The sequence below is a fragment of the Microcoleus pseudofavosus SVA1_A4 genome, assembly GCF_036700565.1.
Classification (GTDB): Bacteria; Cyanobacteriota; Cyanobacteriia; order Cyanobacteriales; family Microcoleaceae; genus Microcoleus.
Genome location: NZ_JAUBPE010000016.1, coordinates 88,453 through 103,913, shown reverse-complemented (window position 1 = coordinate 103,913; position 15,461 = coordinate 88,453). Strand labels below are relative to the sequence as shown.

Sequence of the window (15,461 nt, the reverse complement as noted above, 5' to 3'; positions counted from 1 at the left end):
CAGAGGTACTGGAATCATAATAAATCCTCCTGTATTTATTGTTTTAAGCACTGCATAGCCTTAACTGAACCGTATTGTCATAGAGCCCGGTTTAGCCCGTTACCTTCACTTTGCCAGCGATCTGGCAATCGTCGATGCTGATGACCTTGCCATTGATGCTGCTCTTGATAGCAACCTTGATTATGTTTGTAGTCGCATTGATAAGCTTGAACTTCGAGAATTGATTAGAGAGATTAGCGAGTTGAAAAATCAAATTCCCCCTAAAGCAGAGGGAATAAATATTTTTGAAGAATGGTGGAAATTAAATGGCAAAAATTGGACTGAGCAACTACGATCAATCATGGTCAAATTCCGTAACATCGGACACAATTGGGATTTAGAACCAGAAGAAATAGAACTTTTAGAAAAATATTATAATGCTAATAAGTTACTGGTAGATTGCCTGAATAGTGGTTGTTCAGTAAATAATGAAGTGAGAGAGGCAATTGAAGATACGTTGCTGTTACCGATCGCCGAAATCGAAAAACGCAAACGTGAAAAAGCCGAGTAGGGCGATTCTACTCAAGATATGGATCGATCGCCCGTTTGTTACAATCAAAGCAATTCCCATCTTCACATTACCGAAGTATGCAAATTATACTAGAAGTCCCCGATCGCCTCGGCGAACAACTACAACAGTTGGGCGATCGCCTCCCAGAAGCCCTCGATCGCGCACTCCAGGAACTCACCCCCCCAGAAACCATCCCCTACCAAGACGAGCTCCAAATCGTCGAATTGCTTGCCAGTCAACCCAGCCCAGAAGTCATCCTCGCTATCCGCCCCACGCCTGCATTACAAACCCGCATGAGCGAATTGCTCGATCGCAATAAATCCGGCACTCTCTCGCGATCGGAAGAAGTCGAACTCGATCAATATTTGCTCCTGGAGCATTGGGTGCGCTTAGCCAAAGCTCATGCTTACAAATACTTATCGATCTAGAAAACATTGCTATTATCGATCGGAATAACTCGATCGATACAATATACCTGAAAAAAGAACTTAAATATCCACCGATAAATGGTTTATTTCAATAAACCGTGCCTTGAGTATGCTTAAATAAGCTGAGACACATACTAACCATATTTAAACCAGTGAACTTTCAATCAGTCATTGCCACCTTAAACAAATTCTGGAGCGATCGAGGCTGCCTGATCGCCCAATCCTACGACACAGAAAAAGGTGCAGGAACCATGAATCCCCATACCTTTCTCAGAGCAATTGGCCCCGAACCTTGGTCAGTCGCCTACATCGAACCCTGTCGCCGCCCCACCGACGGACGCTACGGCGAAAATCCCAACCGCTTCCAACATTACTATCAATATCAAGTTTTAATTAAACCCTCTCCTCCCAACATCCAAGACATCTATCTAGACTCCCTCAGAGCATTAGGAATTAGCCCTGAAGACCACGACATTCGCTTCGTAGAAGACAACTGGGAATCGCCCACCCTCGGAGCTTGGGGCGTCGGCTGGGAAGTCTGGCTCGATGGCATGGAGATCACCCAATTTACCTACTTTCAACAGTGCGGTAGCATTGACTGTCGCCCGGTATCCATTGAAATTACCTACGGACTGGAACGCCTAGCAATGTATCTCCAAGAAGTCGATGCCATGACGAAAATTCAGTGGAAAGATGGCATCACTTACGGCGACGTTCACCTGCAAGGAGAAATAGAACAGTGTACTTATAACTTTGAAGCTTCCAATCCAGAATTGCTGTTTACTCTATTTGGACTGTACGAGCAAGAAGCAGAACAATTGACCAAAAAAGGATTGGTTTTACCGAGCCTTGATTATGTGTTAAAATGTTCTCACACTTTCAATTTACTCGACGCTAGAGGCGTGATTTCAGTAACGGAAAGAACTCGGTATATCACCAAAATTCGCAATTTGGCGCGCAGGGTTGCTCAGCTTTATTTGGAACAGCGCGAACATCTGGGTTTTCCATTGGAAAAAGCTGTAAAAGTTTGAGTTTGAGTTGGATTGTGGGGCGGGCATCTTGCCTGCCTTAATAACGGGCAAGATGCCCGTTCCACAAAGAGTGAGTTGGATTGGGGAGTGGGCATCTTGCCTGCCTTAATAACGGGCAAGATGCCCGTTCCACGAAAGCCATATTTTTAATTAATTAAATGCCTAATTATTCGGAAAATAATACAGAAACAAATCCTCAACTGCGAATTGACGGTGTAAGCTTGAAAACACCGATCGCCTCTAGCTACTTATTAGACAATATCTCGTTTCAGGTACACAAGGGATCTCGCGTGGCAATTGTTGGCCCTTCAGGTGCGGGGAAAACAACGCTGTTGCGGTTGCTAAACCGACTCAGCAGCCCCACCAGTGGCTCGATTTATCTTGAAAATACGGAATATCGGCAAATACCTGCGATCGAACTTCGCCGCCAAATCACCCTGATCCTGCAAGAATCCAAGCTGTTGGGGATGTCGGTGCGGGAGGCGTTGGCTTATCCTTTGAAGCTGCGGGGCGTGACTGCATCAAACATTGCTGAGAGAATTAGCGGGGCGATCGAACAACTGCACATACCCCAAGAATGGCTCGATCGCACCGAATTGCAGCTTTCCACGGGCCAAAAACAGTTAGTGGCGATCGCCCGCGGCATCATTCTACAACCAAAAATCTTGCTTTTAGACGAACCAACATCCGCCCTAGACGCCGGAAAAGCCGCCCATCTTTTGCAAGTATTGACACAGCTAACAAACGGCAAAACCACAATTTTAATGGTCAACCACCAATTAGAATTAGCCGAGCAATTTAGCACGCGAATTCTGCATTTACAGCGAGGAAAACTCCTCGAAGACTCGCCCTCCCATCAAATAAATTGGGTGCAACTGCGGCAAAATTTAATCCAAGCAGAAGCAGAAGCCCAACAAGAATGGTGAACAAGCTAAAAAACATTTACATTGCATTTTGAAAACTCTTAAAATTCTTGTGGGGTGGGCATCCTGCCCGCCCCAAATATGCACCTTCTGCACCATAGGGAATCAATGAGCTCCCCCAGCACCCGCACCCGGTTTCACCTTTTTAAAACCCAAAATAGCAATCCCACTTAACAACAAAGCAATTCCCACAAAGTAAAAACAATCATTAAAAGCCATGACATAAGCTTCGCGGCGCACAAGATTATCAATTGCCTGAATTGCTTGGTTATGCGCCACACTTGCATCAGCACCGCGACTCACAAAATACTGAGTCATTTGATTTATTCTCTCCTGCGTTGCCTGATTGTACAAAGAAACAGATTCCCCTAATCGATTCGAGTGAAATTGCTCGCGCATCGTCACCAAAGTTCCTAGGGCCGCAATCCCCATCGAACCTCCCATATTTCGCATCATATTAAACAAACCCGAAGCAGAACCTGCCTCGTGTTTCTCCATACCAGCAGTGGCAATTGTTGACAGCGGCACCATAATCAAAGGCTGTCCCATTGCTCGCACTAATTGCGACCAACGCAACTGATCGATGCCCGTCTCGTGAGTCATGCTGGCATTCATAAAACAACTCACCGCAAACAAACTCACACCGATGCCAATCATCACCCGTATATCGATTCGCTGCATCAATTTCGGCACCATCGGCACGAGGAATAACTGCGGCACGCCACCCCACATAATCACCTCGCCAATTTGCATGGCATTGTACTGCTGAATCTGACCTAAATACAGGGGCAAAATGAACACCGAACCGTACAATCCCACCCCCAAAGAAACATTCACAACAGTTGCTAAAGCGAAATTGCGGCGACTCAATAATCGTAGGTTAATAAACGGTTTTTTTCTAGTTAGTTCAATCCAGAAAAAAGCGCTGATAAATATGGCAGAAACTATGCTTAAACGCAAAACCAAATCAGAACTAAACCAGTCTTTGCGGCTGCCTTCTTCTAACACAACTTGCAGGGAACCCAGGCCGATCGCCATTGATAGAATTCCCCACCAGTCGCCCCCTTTTAGCAGTTCGAGCCGCATCGGCGTCGGGGCGACGGCATACCACACACCTGTTAGCAGCAGCAGCCCCGGAAGCAAATTTAAATAAAAGACATATTGCCAGCCGTAATTCTCCGTCAGCCAGCCTCCCAATGTCGGCCCGATGGATGGTGCAAAAGTAGCTGTCAGGGCAAACATCGCCATGCCGACTGGTTGCTTTTTGGGCGGCAAATTTGTTAGCAAAAACGTAAAAGCCATCGGAATTAAAATCCCACCAGTCAATCCCTGGAAACCTCGAAAAACAATCATTGAAGTCAAATCCCACGCCCAAGCGCAGCACATGGAAAAGAATACAAAGAAAGCGGCATTTACCAAGATGTAGCGGCGGACTGAAAACACCTGCGATAGCCAACCCGTCAGCGGAATTACGACTATTTCTGCGACTAGATAAGAGGTGGAAATCCAAGAACCTTCTTCTAAAGTTGCGCCTAAAGCTGCTTGAATATCTTTCAGAGAAGCGTTGGTGATTTGGATGTCCAAAACCGCCATGAAAGCGCCGATCATTGTTGCCATGACGCCGATCCAGGTTTTTAAGGGAACGCGATCGTCGCTTTGCTGTTGGGGAATTGCACTGGTATTTGCCATTGGTTTAACCTCTGGTTGCGTAATTAATTTGGATCAGAGGGCGCAGAGGGCGCGGAGAAAGAGAAGAGAAGAGAGAAAGAGAGAAGTTTACAAATTGTTGAGTCCCGCTAAAGATACAGTCATATCTTAGCTTTGGGTATCTTGTTTAATGTTGGCTTTTGTGATTGGACGCTAAATCTCTAGTGCGAAATTAAACCCATTTTTTGATACAGTGGTCGGACTAAGTTTTTTAAAGCTGGCAACTGTTTGGTAAAAACTACCGAGCCGAAAACACAAATTATACCTCCAATGATGACTGTATTGGGAGCGCCGATATAATTTGCCAATCCCCCGGCAACTAAATTCCCAAACGGTGTTACTCCAAAAAATGCCATCGTGTATATGCTCATCACTCTTCCGCGTTTGTCGTCTTCAACGATTGTTTGCAAAAATGTGTTTCCTCCTGCAAATTGCAAAATGAAACCAAACCCCACGAACAACATCATGATTAATGACAGCCACAAGACGTGGGATAAACCAAAACCTATCAGTCCGAATCCCATAATTGCCGGTGAAATCGCAATCCATTTGCCGAGGCCAACTATACTTTTGCGCGAAATCAAATAAATCGCTCCCGTAAAGGCTCCGACTCCCGAAGCAGCCATCAAAAAGCCGAGAGTTTGGGCGTCGCCGTGCAGGATTTTGGTGGCAAAAATCGGAACTAAAACTGTGTGCGACATTCCGGCAAAACTGACTAATGATAATAGCAGTAAAATTGCTCGAATCGGGGGAAACCCGAAGGCATAAACGAATCCTTCTTTTAATCTTTGTAAGGGTTCGGTATTAGTTGCTGCAATTTTACGGGGTTTTATCTGCATCGCTAATAAGCCTGCAATTACAGCGATGTAGCTGAGTCCGTCAATGAGAAAGCAATAACTTGGGCCGACTGTAGCTATCAGCAAACCTGCCATTGCTGGGCCGATTAGTCTGGCTGCGTTGAACATCGAAGCATTAATGGCGATCGCATTTGCTAAATCTTCTTTCTTTTCCACGAGTTCGGGTACAAAAGCTTGCCGTGCCGGCGCGTCAAAGGCATTAATTGCACCTTGAAAGAAACTCAGTACCACGATCTGCCAAATGTTCACGACTCCTGTTAGCGCTAAAAATGCTAGCGCTAAGGATTGAACCATTGCTAATATTTGAGTGGCAATTATGACTCGGTGGCGGTTCCAGCGATCGATTAAAACTCCTGCAAAAGGCAGTAAAAATAATGTGGGGATTTGACTTGTAAATCCCACCACGCCGAGCATCCAAGGTGAATCGCTCAAATTGTAGACAAGCCAAACAGTAGCGACTTGTGTCATCCAATTGCCAATCAGCGAGATGCCTTGTCCTGCAAAAAACAGGCGATAATTTCTCGATCGCAGCGCTGGAGGAAGTTTTATTGTTTTGATTTTTGCTAGTAGATTCATGCTGCAAGTACGGCTAGAGCAATCCTATTGGATTTGTCAAGATTTTTTAGGGGTAGTTTCCCCGCGCCATTGGTGTCAAATTAATACTAAAACCCTCTGTTTCTCTTGTTTGTATCTAACTGCGAGATCCCACCTAGCCACCCTTCATAAGGGGGAGATAAGATGGCAATATTTCGTCCTCCTTCTTAAGGGGGATTTAGGGAGATATAGACTCGACTACAAGCGACATTTATTATGGGTTTCAATCTTAAGTTGACACAAATGGTACGGCGGGATTTTCCCTAAACTCATTTTACCGATCGTTTAGGATTGCTATATGAGCCGGAGGTTCTATTTTTCGGTTCTCCAAAACCAGGAAACGAGCATAAAATGCTCGCAACCCGATTCCGCTGCTTCTAATCAATGCTCAACAGCCAAGTACCGAGGTAACGCAGCAAGGGAACGTCTCCGGGGGTGCGGATGCGGACGTTGAAATTGTACATTCCGCCCGGAGATGGGTTTCTGACGTTGGAGAGTACAACCTCAACATTGTTGCCGGCAGGAATTGGATCTTTGGGATAAATTTCTATGAATCGATTTTCTTTGTCCCAGATTACTTCTTGCAATTCTATTGTTTTGTCTTTGACGCGCACTTTAATGTCTTTTTGGTCGAATTCGCCTTTGTAGTAGTCTGGATAGGATATGTTCAGTTGGGCGATCGCCAGACTTACTTTTTTGGAAGGAATTCGCAGCCGATATCTGTCACCGCTCATCCCCGCTTTGCCGTAATCCAAGCGGTAGTTTAACTGATTGGCGCGCTCCGGCCCGCCGAAAATCGTGAATCCCGGCATTCCTTGGGCTAAACTGATGGCGGGCAATCCAGTCAGCAAGCAACCTGTAACCGCTAGTGCTGAAAATAATCGTCGCATAACAACTCCTCTAATTAAACTCTTGGTGAACCTTAAATATCGATCGCCCTAAATTTGCGATCGTGCCTACAATATATCGAATGTCTCAGCAAATTGATGAGGGCGATCGACTGCGGTCTGAGGTCAATTTTTTTTGGGTAATACTGATAACTGACATTCTAACTACAGAATTAGGCGACATAAAATTATATCATAATCGGTGGCAAACTTAACAATCTAGCGAATTTGAATGTATAAGATAAGTTAAAGATACGGCTCGAATTTGGGCGATCGGCTTTACTATCAACGAGAGAAGTTTAGGGCAACGGCGGCTCAAATGTAAAGCAAGGCATCTGGCGGTGAAAAATCGCAATTCGAGAAACCTGCGGAGGCAGGTTTTGTCTGTGTAGGCGCGGTTTCAACCGCCCTGGGAAGGCTTAAATAAGGAGAGTTCATGAAATTAGCGATCGCAAAAGAAATAGAAGCAGGCGAACGCCGGGTGGCTTTAGTCCCCGACGCTGTGGCCCGATTGGTAAAACAAGGCGTCGAAGTTTGGCTGGAAGCCGGTGCCGGCGCAAAATCCTTTTTCTCGGATCTTGCTTACGAAGAAGCGGGAGCTCAGGTTGTCGCGGATACCGCTACGCTGTGGGGCGAAGCCGATGTCGTCGTGAAAATCGGGGAACTGCAAGAGTCAGAAGTTCATCAACTCCGGGAAGGAGGCGTTTTCATCGGATTTTTGAATCCTTTGGGAAATCCAGCTTTGGTGCAGCGTTTGGCCGATCGCAAAGTAACGGCATTCAGCATGGAAATGATCCCGCGCACCAGCCGCGCTCAAAGCATGGATGCGCTGTCATCTCAGGCTAACGTCGCCGGTTACAAAGCCGTACTGATCGCAGCCTCCGCTTTGCCGAAATATTTCCCGATGCTGACAACGGCGGCGGGTACGATTCGCCCCGCGAAAGTCTTGGTAATGGGCGTGGGCGTTGCTGGCTTGCAGGCGATCGCCACGGCGCGCCGTTTAGGCGCTGTAGTCGAAGCCTTCGACATCCGCCCGGAAACCAAAGAACAAGTGCAAAGTTTGGGCGCTAAATTTGTTGATGTCGAATTCAAGGAAGAAACTGTAGCAGCAGGCGGCTATGCTAAAGAATTATCGGAAGCAGCTAAAGAACACACCCGTCAAGTGCTCACCCAACACGTCAGCGCTTCCGATGCAGTAATTACAACTGCTCAAGTTCCCGGTAGAAAAGCACCGATTTTAGTTACCAGAGAAATGGTTTCTCAAATGAAACCGGGAGCAGTAATTGTTGACCTCGCGGCCGAACAAGGTGGCAATTGCGAGTGCACGGAAGCGGGTAAAGATGTGGAATGGAACGGTGTTAATGTGATTGGGCCGATTAATTTGCCTGGGTCAATGCCTGTACACGCTAGCGAAACTTACTCGAAGAATGTCTCGTCTTTACTTCAGTTGATGCTGAAAGATAAGGAACTAATTTTGAATTTTGAAGATGATATTATCGCTGGTGCTTGTGTGGCTCGCGACGGTGAAATTAGTAACCAGCGAGTGCGGGATGCTTTGGCGGCTCAGGCTTCAGTAGTCAGTTAGATTCTGTCGTTATGAGGCAAAGTCCGGCAAGGGTTGAAACCCCTGCCTCAAAGCTAAAGTCCTCTAAAGAGGACTGAAGAACTGATTAGATATCTCCAGAAAAGCCTTTTTTGAACAGGCTTTCCGGCCTGTTCCACAATAATTATTGGAGAGGTCTATTAGTCCTCTTAAGAGGACTTTGGCTTTGAGCCAGGGAATTCATTCCCTGGCGGACTGGCGGATGCAACCGGGAACGAGTTATTTCCAATTACCAATTACCAATTGTTATGGCAGAAGGATTGATTGCAGGTTTAGTGGTGTTTACTCTAGCGTCGTTTGTGGGATTTGAAGTAATCAATAAAGTCCCGCCGACGCTGCACACACCTTTGATGTCGGGATCGAATGCGATTTCGGGAATTGCAGTTTTAGGGGCGATTCTGATTTCGGGCCAAGGCAATGTGACTGTTACTTCGATTTTGGGGACGATCGCGATCGCCCTGGCCACAATTAACGTTGTCGCCGGTTTCTTAGTCACCGATCGAATGTTGCAAATGTTCAAGAAAAAAGAGGTTAAAGCGTGAGTGATTTTCTGCCCAGCGCCATTCAACTAGGTTATTTAGTTGCCGCATCTTTGTTTATTGTCGGTTTGAAACAGTTGGGATCGCCCGCAACCGCGCGTCAAGGGAATGTGTTAGCTGCGATCGGGATGTTGATCGCGATCGTCGGTACATTGCTAGAAAAACAAGTCATCAGCTACGAATTGATTGCTGTCGGCATCATCATCGGTTCCATTTTGGGAACAATTATGGCGAATACCGTGGCGATGACGGATATGCCGCAGATGGTGGGTTTGCTTAACGGTTTCGGGGGCGCGGCTTCTGCACTCGTTGCTGTGGGCGAATTCTGGCGCTATCTCAGCATCCCGGAATCGCCGGCACCTGATGCGACAATCACGATCCTTTTGGGCGTGTTGATTGGCGGGATTACTTTCACTGGTAGCCTTGTGGCGTTTGCAAAGCTGCAAGAATTGCTACCGGGTGCGCCGATGACGTTTCCGCTGCAACAGCCGTTTAATGCCATGCTGGCGATCGCACTTTTAGCCGGCAGCGGTTATATGCTGACGAATCCCGAAAATGTGCCGGTATTCCTGGCTTTGGTGGCGATTTCCAATATTCTGGGAATCATGTTTGTGCTGCCGATTGGGGGCGGCGATATGCCGGTGGTGGTGTCGCTGCTTAACTCTTATTCGGGGATTGCGGCGAGTGTGGCTGGGTTCATTTTGATGAACAATATGCTGATTATCGCTGGTGCATTGGTGGGCGCGTCGGGGATTATTTTGACGCAAATCATGTGCAAGGCGATGAATCGATCCTTGGGTAGCGTGCTGTTTAGCGCGTTTGGTAGCGGTGGCGGAAGTGCTGCGGCTGCTGGGGTTGCTGGTAGTGCCACTGACAAAACTGTTCGCAGCATCAATCTCGAAGAAAGTGCGATGATGTTGGGTTATGCGCGATCGGTTGTAATTATTCCCGGCTACGGAATGGCTGTAGCACAAGCACAGCACGCCGTGCGCGAGTTAGCCGACGGTTTGGAAAAAATGGGTGTTGACGTGAAATACGCGATTCACCCGGTGGCTGGGCGGATGCCGGGGCACATGAATGTGCTGTTAGCGGAAGCAAACGTGCCTTATCCGCAGTTGTACGATATGGACGATATCAATCCGCAGTTTGACGAGACGGATGTGGCGTTGGTAATCGGGGCGAATGATGTGGTGAATCCGGCGGCGCGTCACGATACGGCGAGCCCGATTTACGGGATGCCGATTTTAGAGGTTGATAAGGCCAAACATACGATCGTGATTAAGCGCGGGATGAGTGCTGGTTTTTCGGGTGTTGACAATGAGTTGTTTTATAAGGATAAGACGATGATGTTGTTTGGTAGCGCTAAGGATGTGGTTGCCAAGTTGGTTTCTGAGGTGAAGCAGTTGTAGGATTTTGCAACAGCAGATTAAGGCGGATTAACGCTGACGATCAAACCCGGTTTCTTGTAGAAACCGGGTTTTTGTTTTGGGTTTGTTTTGGCGTTGTTTTATGCAATGCTAGCTTGGTTCAAATAGTCGCTGGAGATTGGTGTATGTGAAAATCCTTGTTCTTTGGCTGTTTGAAACCATTTTTCTGCTTCTGTGCGATCGGCTGCTACACCATCAGCACCGCACAGATAAATTCCTGCTAAGTTGTTTGAGGCAACACCATAGCCCTGCTCAGCGGATTTGATGTACCATTTAATTGCTTCTAATATCATCTTTTCTCGACCTAATCCTAAATGGTACATACTGGCAATTATGCACTGGGATTCAGCATTTCCCTGTTCTGCTAGCGCTTTTAACAAGCTAAAGGCTTGGGTATAATCTTGGGTATTAAAAGCGGCTAGACCTTTTTCTAAGTCAGGCATTAACGGTCATTAAGAAATTCAATATACTATAATAGCATTAAACCCAATCAGGAAACATTTCCATGAACCGGCAAAAAATACTCCTAGATCCAGTTTTACCGACTGAGGATGAAACAATAGATATCAAATTGTTGGATAAAATGCTAAATCTCAAGAGAGAAAATGGTGATTCTGAGACATCCAAAGTAAAACTTGTGGAAGTTGGCCGGGAAGCGATCGCACTTCCTGAATCGCTCTATCAATTGTTGTGTCAATCTGCACATTTAATGGCGGCTGGTAAAGCAGTGTCTTTAGTGCCAATTGAGCAAGATATGACTGTTGAAGAAGCTGCGACTTTGCTCAATGTGTCGCCAGAATTTGTAGTCAAATTGCTCGATGATGGGGAAATTGCCTATGGAAAAGTAGGAAACCAGCGGCGGATTAGTTTGGCAGGTGCGATCGCATATAAACAGCAGCGTAGTGTTAAGCGCCGCGAAATTCTCAAGGAATTAGCTCAGTTTAGCCAAGAAGAGGAATTGCATGAGACTAGAGTATACAGCTAGCAGGTTGATTCCTTATCCTGTGGTTTTGGATTCCTGCGTGATATTTCCTATGCACTTGCGCGATACGCTCTTTCGTGCTGCGGAGATTGGGCTGTATGATGTATATTGGTCGCAAGAAATTTTAGACGGTGCAACTCGCAATCTTGTTAATACTGGAAGGATGAAAAGTGAGAGAGCTGCGCGTTTTGAGGCTGCACTTAAAGAAGCTTTTCCTAATGCAATGGTTGAAGTTCCAGAGAATGTGATTCAACAGATGACTAACGATCCAGGCGATCGTCATGGGGAGCATCCCATTTTTGCTTTCAGATCGTGGACGGTTGCATCAGAATAATATATTTGGATCGTATTCAGTGCGAGCGTCTCGCTCGCGGTAGGGATCGCGAGCGAGACGCTCGCACTCCTAAAAAACGCTTTTTACCAAATTGGGATGCTCCCATCGTCATGTCGCTGCGGCTGCGGTAGTTGCTAAAGCTCAAGTTATTGTTACATCCAACCTGAGAGATTTTCCACGAGAGTCTTTAAATCCTTGGGGAATTACGGCTTTGCACCCCGATGTTTTTCTGAATCGTCTTTATGAAGTTACACCGGATTTGATGGCTAATGTAGTCTGGCAACAAGTTGAGGATTTGAAAAATCCCCCTCTGACTGTTGATGAATTACTTGTCAGGTTGAGGGAAGAAGTTCCGGTTTTTGCAGATCGGATTCAACGCTATTATCAGAATATTTCGTAGGTTGTACTTAAGGGCGATCGCTATGCAGCCAATTTTTGAATTCAGAAGGATCTGCTGTTTCAAAAAATAGTTCTAGCGCCTCGATTAGATTTCGTCGCGCTGCTTCTATATTGTCACCTTGGCTGGCAATATCAAGTTCCGGGCAAAGGGATATATATCCGTCGCCTTCTCGTTCAATAATTGCTGTAAACTGTTGTGTTGACTTCATAATTTGAAGTGGCGGACTGCCAAGCTCAAACAATTATAGTTTTATTTGGATATCATATCACATCGATAGCTCTTTTGTGGAGAGGGCGATCGCCCTATGCCATGCTAGCCTGGTTTAAATAGTCACGGGCGATCGGTGCTAGTCAAATATACCTGCGAGCGGAGATTTTTTAAATATAATGAAATCCTAAAGAATTAATAGAACTGCCAAAATTGTACTAACCTTAGAGCTAACGTCAATTAAATTAAAAAATTTTCAACTATGTCAGATAAACCTTTTAATATCCGCCAACTCAATGACCTAGATTATGACGAAGCAGAACCACTCCTGGAAGATTATCAGGAAACGCTAATCGAGCTATTTGTCAATTCTCCCGAAGGAGAAGAATACTGTAAAACTTATCCAGACGTTGGATTTTGGATCTCGCAGTTCATTTATTACGGTTTCGGCTATGAAGGTTTTACGCTGCCTCGCATGAAAGTGGAAGATGTGGCAACTGTAGTGGAAGAGTTGTTTCCCAGGAAAGTGAGTTTGCTTTCGCCGGAAGAAGGTGAAAATGCTATCCCGGAATTATTGGCGTTATGGCAATTTTTGAAGCGAGAATTTAAACTGCGAAATGCCACTTCAATTATCAAATACCTGCGGGATATCGAGCCGGAATTTAAGGAGATTATGGAAGATTCCTCTAAATTTGGATTTGCCAAATCCTTTGTAACGCTCGGTCATCAAGCAGGGTTTGATATAAGTACGGGGGAAGGTCTAACACAATTTCAGGAGATATATAATGCTAGCATTGCTCCTCTAATGGCAGCTAAAAACTCCGATACATCGGGATTTTCCAGCCAACCGATAAGTGGTAGTGCTGTGAATGGATCTACAGCAAGTAAAGAAAAACAAAAAAAAGCCAAAAATACGGCGGCTGAATCGAGAAAACGCAACCGCACTAAGAAAAAATGAGGTTTAGCAAGTATCTATCCTCACTTCACTCTTCTTCTGATTCTTCTCAGCATCTTGTTAGCTTCTTCCCTCCCGCGAAACTTCCAAACTAATAAATAACACATCAAACAAAACCCGAAAATTCCTAACACGATCGCACTTTCTTCCGGTGAGTTGGTAGTTCGATCGAACTTCCCACTCTTCGGACTTGCTTGGATGTTGTTAGTTCGTTCGACCGTGCGATCGCCCGCTGGCAAGTTAAAATTGTGTTGTTCGATCGCATTACTCTTTTTAAATGTGCGATCGACTTCTTGAAATGAATTCTGCTGTTGGCAATTTGTTAAGGATAATCCAATAAGGATAAAAATTAGAAAATAACAGCGCGATTTCACGATTTTTACCTCTATCTTATGGAGAAAGCAAATAATAAATCTAGGATTGACTCGCGGGAAAGCAGAAACCGGGTTTTTTGCGAAAATACTTCTTACACAGCCACAAATTCCCTGAAATACCCGATTTCTTTGGTTTGAGTGCGCGGCTGGAAATTGTTTTTTTCCAAAATACTTCGCACGCAGCTACAGATTATCTTAAAAAATCTGTTTGTTTGGTCTGAGTGCGTAATTCCTGCGAATAATTTCTACAATAGCGGTGTATGATTTTCTCGATCGCGCATTAATAAAATTCTACCATTTTTTCAATTGCAGCTACAGGTCGGGAATCAGTATTGCCAGAATTTGGCAGCGCCGAGGGCGATCGTACTGATTCAAACGCTATAATCTAGCTAATAGATTGCATTCAAATTCAGGTTAATTGCAGGCATTTGTCAGGATACGACAGTGCCGTATCCCTACCCGAATTGTTTGTAGGGACATGGCAGTGCCATGTCTTCCAACCGAACTTTATGTTATTCAATCTTAATTAGATAGCCAACAATGACACTCAAAGAATTAGAAAAACAACTCCTTGCCTTAACTCCCGGTGAAAAAACTCAGGCAATACAGCTATTAGTTCAAAGTTTAAGCAATACTTGGCAAGGAATCGAAAAAACTCCGGGCGTGTGTGGTGGCGATGCTAGAATCGCCAATACTCGCATACCTATTTGGTCGATGGTAAATTATCGCATTCTGGGTGCAAATGATGTGCGGATTTTGCAAGACTTTCCTCATTTGAGTGCAGCAGAGTTGGCGAATGCTTGGGCTTATTCTGAGGCACACCCAGAGGAAATTGAAGTAGCGATCGCTAGAAATGAGGCAGCCTAAAACATGGCGCGAATTTGCTATAATCTAGATAATATATTCCGGCGATCGTACTTATGACTATACAAGAATTAGAAACTCAAATCTCAACCTTAAATGCAGTTGATAAAGCTAAACTAATCAGCATCCTAACTCAAAATTTAAGCAACGGTTCTTTAGGCATTAAAAAAACTCCCGGTGTATGTGGAGGGGATGCCTGTATCGGCAATACTCGCATACAAGTTTGGGTACTTGTGGGTTATCGCCGTCTCGGATGCAGCGATGCTGAACTTTTGAAGTGCTATCCCCATTTGACGGCGGCTGATTTAGTCAATGCTTGGGCTTATGCTGATGCTTACCCAGAAGAAATTGAACAAGTAATCAAAGAAAATGAGGAAGCCTAAAACATGGCGCGACTTTATGCAGACAAACAGTATCCGTTGCCAGTAGTTGAGTTTCTTCGACCTTTAGGTCACGATGTATTAACAGTTCAAGAAGCCGGAAACGCAGGATTAGGGATTCCCGATGAGGATGTATTGGCTTTTGCTGTGAGTAATGAGCGAGCAGTTTTGACTCTCAAGCGATGGGATTTCATTCGACTGCATCGCTCACAACCCAACCATGCTGGTATTATCATTTGTACTCAAGATACCAACTGGGAAAGACAGGCGACCCGAATTAATGAGGCTATTTCTGCGATCGATACTTTGAACGGTAAATTGATTCGAGTTAACCGTCCTTCGACATGAAAAAAAGCCGATCGCCCAAACCCATCCTAAAATCTTATAATTAAATTCCCCATTTCTCCCAAGATTAGGTA

Annotated in this window: 20 protein-coding genes; 14 read left to right on the top strand and 6 right to left on the bottom strand. The window is 45.3% G+C overall.

The features are described from left to right. Positions 1-220: 220 nt before the first annotated feature. From QUA02_RS09705 to QUA02_RS09690, 4 genes are all read left to right on the top strand, one after another. Complete coding sequence (locus tag QUA02_RS09705) at positions 221-550, top strand: NACHT C-terminal helical domain 2-containing protein (protein ID WP_445305157.1); 330 nt, start codon at positions 221-223, stop codon at positions 548-550. A gap of 77 nt (positions 551-627) precedes the next feature. Further along, positions 628-978, top strand: coding sequence for a hypothetical protein (locus tag QUA02_RS09700; RefSeq protein ID WP_333027009.1), 351 nt, complete (start codon positions 628-630; stop codon positions 976-978). A gap of 152 nt (positions 979-1,130) precedes the next feature. Then, entirely contained in the window at positions 1,131-2,009 is an 879-nt protein-coding gene (gene glyQ, locus QUA02_RS09695) for a glycine--tRNA ligase subunit alpha (protein WP_333027008.1), read from the top strand. A gap of 158 nt (positions 2,010-2,167) precedes the next feature. Next, positions 2,168-2,935 carry an ABC transporter ATP-binding protein gene (locus QUA02_RS09690; protein ID WP_333027007.1) on the top strand — a complete coding sequence of 256 codons (768 nt, stop codon included), beginning with the start codon at positions 2,168-2,170 and terminating at the stop codon, positions 2,933-2,935. A 102-nt stretch (positions 2,936-3,037) separates the two neighbouring features. Here the strand turns inward: QUA02_RS09690 and QUA02_RS09685 are convergent, their stop codons facing one another. The 3 genes from QUA02_RS09685 to QUA02_RS09675 all read right to left on the bottom strand — a co-directional run bounded on the left by QUA02_RS09685 (position 3,038) and on the right by QUA02_RS09675 (position 6,980). After that, complete coding sequence (locus QUA02_RS09685) at positions 3,038-4,621, bottom strand: DHA2 family efflux MFS transporter permease subunit (protein WP_333027005.1); 1,584 nt, start codon at positions 4,619-4,621, stop codon at positions 3,038-3,040. A 179-nt stretch (positions 4,622-4,800) separates the two neighbouring features. After that, positions 4,801-6,072, bottom strand: coding sequence for an MFS transporter (locus QUA02_RS09680; protein ID WP_333027002.1), 1,272 nt, complete (start codon positions 6,070-6,072; stop codon positions 4,801-4,803). A gap of 395 nt (positions 6,073-6,467) precedes the next feature. Next, complete coding sequence (locus QUA02_RS09675; protein WP_333026999.1) at positions 6,468-6,980, bottom strand: DUF2808 domain-containing protein; 513 nt, start codon at positions 6,978-6,980, stop codon at positions 6,468-6,470. Positions 6,981-7,413: 433 nt separating this feature from the next. Here QUA02_RS09675 and QUA02_RS09670 point away from each other — a divergent pair, with 433 nt between their 5' ends. The 3 genes from QUA02_RS09670 (at position 7,414) to QUA02_RS09660 (ending at position 10,528) form a co-directional block, all read left to right on the top strand. Further along, positions 7,414-8,562 (top strand): Re/Si-specific NAD(P)(+) transhydrogenase subunit alpha, encoded by a 1,149-nt coding sequence (locus tag QUA02_RS09670; protein ID WP_333026997.1) that lies wholly within the window; start codon positions 7,414-7,416, stop codon positions 8,560-8,562. A gap of 266 nt (positions 8,563-8,828) precedes the next feature. Next, positions 8,829-9,122: an NAD(P) transhydrogenase subunit alpha part 2 gene (locus QUA02_RS09665; RefSeq protein WP_106150865.1), complete on the top strand. Its 294-nt coding sequence runs from the start codon at positions 8,829-8,831 to the stop codon at positions 9,120-9,122. Further along, positions 9,119-10,528, top strand: a complete 1,410-nt coding sequence (locus QUA02_RS09660) for an NAD(P)(+) transhydrogenase (Re/Si-specific) subunit beta (protein ID WP_333026995.1) — start codon at positions 9,119-9,121, stop codon at positions 10,526-10,528. Before QUA02_RS09665 ends, QUA02_RS09660 begins: the two co-directional genes overlap by 4 nt. A 98-nt stretch (positions 10,529-10,626) precedes the next feature. Here the strand turns inward: QUA02_RS09660 and QUA02_RS09655 are convergent, their stop codons facing one another. Then, the gene (locus QUA02_RS09655; RefSeq protein WP_333026992.1) at positions 10,627-10,989 is read right to left on the bottom strand and encodes a tetratricopeptide repeat protein; all 363 of its coding nucleotides are present in this window, start codon (positions 10,987-10,989) and stop codon (positions 10,627-10,629) included. A 62-nt stretch (positions 10,990-11,051) separates the two neighbouring features. Between QUA02_RS09655 and QUA02_RS09650 the strand changes: the two genes are divergently transcribed. From QUA02_RS09650 to QUA02_RS09640, 3 genes are all read left to right on the top strand, one after another. Beyond that, positions 11,052-11,531 (top strand): helix-turn-helix domain-containing protein, encoded by a 480-nt coding sequence (locus QUA02_RS09650; RefSeq protein ID WP_333026990.1) that lies wholly within the window; start codon positions 11,052-11,054, stop codon positions 11,529-11,531. Further along, positions 11,509-11,862: a hypothetical protein gene (locus QUA02_RS09645; RefSeq protein ID WP_333026988.1), complete on the top strand. Its 354-nt coding sequence runs from the start codon at positions 11,509-11,511 to the stop codon at positions 11,860-11,862. The genes QUA02_RS09650 and QUA02_RS09645 overlap by 23 nt, the downstream gene beginning before the upstream one ends. A 91-nt stretch (positions 11,863-11,953) precedes the next feature. Further along, the gene (locus QUA02_RS09640) at positions 11,954-12,262 is read left to right on the top strand and encodes a VapC50 family PIN domain-containing toxin (protein WP_333026985.1); all 309 of its coding nucleotides are present in this window, start codon (positions 11,954-11,956) and stop codon (positions 12,260-12,262) included. 7 nt (positions 12,263-12,269) lie between these two features. Here QUA02_RS09640 and QUA02_RS09635 read toward each other — a convergent pair whose 3' ends face one another. After that, positions 12,270-12,470: a type II toxin-antitoxin system HicB family antitoxin gene (locus QUA02_RS09635; protein ID WP_333026983.1), complete on the bottom strand. Its 201-nt coding sequence runs from the start codon at positions 12,468-12,470 to the stop codon at positions 12,270-12,272. Positions 12,471-12,731: 261 nt separating this feature from the next. Here QUA02_RS09635 and QUA02_RS09630 point away from each other — a divergent pair, with 261 nt between their 5' ends. After that, positions 12,732-13,427 carry a hypothetical protein gene (locus QUA02_RS09630; RefSeq protein WP_333026981.1) on the top strand — a complete coding sequence of 232 codons (696 nt, stop codon included), beginning with the start codon at positions 12,732-12,734 and terminating at the stop codon, positions 13,425-13,427. A 20-nt stretch (positions 13,428-13,447) separates the two neighbouring features. Here the strand turns inward: QUA02_RS09630 and QUA02_RS09625 are convergent, their stop codons facing one another. Beyond that, positions 13,448-13,798, bottom strand: coding sequence for a hypothetical protein (locus QUA02_RS09625; RefSeq protein ID WP_333026979.1), 351 nt, complete (start codon positions 13,796-13,798; stop codon positions 13,448-13,450). A 540-nt stretch (positions 13,799-14,338) separates the two neighbouring features. On the opposite strand from QUA02_RS09625, the gene QUA02_RS09620 reads away from it, so the two are divergent. The 3 genes from QUA02_RS09620 to QUA02_RS09610 are packed head-to-tail and all read left to right on the top strand — an operon-like array spanning position 14,339 to position 15,390. After that, complete coding sequence (locus QUA02_RS09620) at positions 14,339-14,665, top strand: DUF433 domain-containing protein (protein ID WP_333026977.1); 327 nt, start codon at positions 14,339-14,341, stop codon at positions 14,663-14,665. A 53-nt stretch (positions 14,666-14,718) separates the two neighbouring features. Further along, on the top strand, positions 14,719-15,045 hold the full coding sequence (locus QUA02_RS09615; RefSeq protein ID WP_333026976.1) for a DUF433 domain-containing protein: 327 nt from the start codon (positions 14,719-14,721) through the stop codon (positions 15,043-15,045). Positions 15,046-15,048: 3 nt separating this feature from the next. After that, a complete protein-coding gene (locus QUA02_RS09610) occupies positions 15,049-15,390 on the top strand; it encodes a DUF5615 family PIN-like protein (protein WP_333026975.1) in 342 nt (113 codons plus the stop codon). Positions 15,391-15,461: the final 71 nt, after the last annotated feature.

Bases quoted from the DNA above. Each gene is read 5' to 3' on its own strand.
- QUA02_RS09700 (WP_333027009.1), top strand. From the start codon at position 628: ATGCAAATTATACTAGAAGTCCCCGATCGCCTCGGCGAACAACTACAA.
- QUA02_RS09690 (WP_333027007.1), top strand. From the start codon at position 2,168: ATGCCTAATTATTCGGAAAATAATACAGAAACAAATCCTCAACTGCGA.
- QUA02_RS09685 (WP_333027005.1), bottom strand. From the start codon at position 4,621: ATGGCAAATACCAGTGCAATTCCCCAACAGCAAAGCGACGATCGCGTT.
- QUA02_RS09680 (WP_333027002.1), bottom strand. From the start codon at position 6,072: ATGAATCTACTAGCAAAAATCAAAACAATAAAACTTCCTCCAGCGCTG.
- QUA02_RS09675 (WP_333026999.1), bottom strand. From the start codon at position 6,980: ATGCGACGATTATTTTCAGCACTAGCGGTTACAGGTTGCTTGCTGACT.
- QUA02_RS09670 (WP_333026997.1), top strand. From the start codon at position 7,414: ATGAAATTAGCGATCGCAAAAGAAATAGAAGCAGGCGAACGCCGGGTG.
- QUA02_RS09665 (WP_106150865.1), top strand. From the start codon at position 8,829: ATGGCAGAAGGATTGATTGCAGGTTTAGTGGTGTTTACTCTAGCGTCG.
- QUA02_RS09655 (WP_333026992.1), bottom strand. From the start codon at position 10,989: ATGCCTGACTTAGAAAAAGGTCTAGCCGCTTTTAATACCCAAGATTAT.
- QUA02_RS09650 (WP_333026990.1), top strand. From the start codon at position 11,052: ATGAACCGGCAAAAAATACTCCTAGATCCAGTTTTACCGACTGAGGAT.
- QUA02_RS09645 (WP_333026988.1), top strand. From the start codon at position 11,509: ATGAGACTAGAGTATACAGCTAGCAGGTTGATTCCTTATCCTGTGGTT.
- QUA02_RS09635 (WP_333026983.1), bottom strand. From the start codon at position 12,470: ATGAAGTCAACACAACAGTTTACAGCAATTATTGAACGAGAAGGCGAC.
- QUA02_RS09630 (WP_333026981.1), top strand. From the start codon at position 12,732: ATGTCAGATAAACCTTTTAATATCCGCCAACTCAATGACCTAGATTAT.
- QUA02_RS09620 (WP_333026977.1), top strand. From the start codon at position 14,339: ATGACACTCAAAGAATTAGAAAAACAACTCCTTGCCTTAACTCCCGGT.
- QUA02_RS09615 (WP_333026976.1), top strand. From the start codon at position 14,719: ATGACTATACAAGAATTAGAAACTCAAATCTCAACCTTAAATGCAGTT.
- QUA02_RS09610 (WP_333026975.1), top strand. From the start codon at position 15,049: ATGGCGCGACTTTATGCAGACAAACAGTATCCGTTGCCAGTAGTTGAG.